At 70.0% G+C, this 1537-nt stretch carries 2 protein-coding genes; both read left to right on the top strand.

The features are described from left to right. On the top strand, positions 1-836 hold an 836-nt coding region (locus ACZ4UU_RS45100; RefSeq protein WP_471909273.1), incomplete at its 5' end, for an acyl carrier protein. Positions 837-884: 48 nt separating this feature from the next. Continuing rightward, positions 885-1537: beta-ketoacyl synthase N-terminal-like domain-containing protein (locus ACZ4UU_RS45095; protein ID WP_471909272.1), on the top strand; the 653-nt coding region annotated here is incomplete at its 3' end.

Raw genomic sequence — 1537 nt, 5'->3', positions numbered from 1 at the left:
GACTCCCCGCCACCAGCATCGCCTGGGGCCTGTGGCAACACACCAGCAACCTCACCGCCCAACTCCACACCACCGACCGCGAACGAATGGCCAGGAACGGGATCGTCCCGCTCGGTGACGAGGAGGCGCTCCGGTTGTTCGACACCGCGCTGACGCGGGACGAGCCGGTGCTCGTACCGGCCGGCATCGACGTCGCGCGGCTGCGCGCAGCGGCCGACGCGGGGATGCTGCAGCCGCTGTTCGACGGGCTGGCAGGCGGCGGGCGGAGCGCGTCCGCGTCGGCCGGCCGTTCCGCCGACGGGCGGACGACGGGGCTGGCGGACCGTCTGGCGGGTCTGGCGGAGGACGAACAGCACGCGCTGGTGCTGGACTTCGTGCGCGCACAGGTGGCGACGGTTCTCGGTCACGACAGCGCCACCGAGGTGGAGACCGACCGCGGCTTCCTCGACATGGGCTTCAGTTCGCTGACCGCCGTGGAGCTGCGCAACCGGCTCAACTCCGCCACAGGGCTACGGCTGCCGACGACGGTCGTGTTCGATCACGCGACCCCGCAAGCGCTCGCCCGTGTCGTGCGGGCGGAGCTGCTTCCGGAGCCGGAGGGGGCCGCCCACCAACCGGTGCTCAAGGAGATCGAGCAACTGGAGGAAAGGCTGCCGTCGATCCCGGAGGAGGCGCGCGCCGCGCTGTCCGTACGGCTGCAGGACTTCCTGTTGAAGCTGAACCGGCGCGACGACGCCGAGGGCGACGGGAAGGGCACCGCGGTCACCGACCTGATCGATTCGGCCTCCGACGACGAGGTGTTCCGCTTCATCGATGACGAGCTCGGCATCTCGTGAACCCGCTGCCTGTGAATTCCGCAGATCACCGCGAAGGATGTACGCCGCATGTCCAATGAGAACAAGCTCCGCGACTATCTCAAGCGTGTGACCGCGGAGCTCCACCAGACCCGGCAGCGGCTGTTGGAGTCGGAGTCGGAGGTCCAGGAGCCGATCGCGATCGTGGCGGCGGCCTGCCGCTACCCCGGCGGAGCGGACTCACCCGAGGCGCTGTGGGAGCTGCTGGACGAGGGCAGGGACGCGGTGACCGCGTTCCCCACAAGCCGCGGCTGGGACGTGGACGGGCTCTTCGACCCCGACCCCGACCGGCCCGGGAAGAGCTATGTCCGTGAGGGCGGCTTCCTGCACCACGCCGCCGAGTTCGACGCGGAGTTCTTCGGGATCAGCCCGCGCGAGGCGCTCGCGATCGACCCCCAGCACCGCGTTCTCCTCGAAATGACGTGGGAGGCGCTGGAGCGGGCGGGCATAGACCCCTCGTCGCTGCGTGGCAGCCGGACCGGTGTCTTCACGGGCGTGATGTACGGCGACTACGGCGGCCGGCTGGTGCATCAGGCGCCTGAGGAAGTGGAGGCCTACCTCAACACGGGCAGCGCGTACAGCGTGGCCTCCGGGCGTGTCTCGTACACGTTCGGGTTCGAGGGACCAGCGGTCAGCGTCGACACCGCCTGCTCGTCCTCACTGACCGCCATCCACCTCGCCGC

The sequence above is a fragment of the Streptomyces sp. NPDC028907 genome (genome assembly GCF_055564995.1).
The sequence above is the reverse complement of the archived record's forward strand: the minus strand, read 5'-3'. Positions and strand labels throughout refer to the sequence as shown.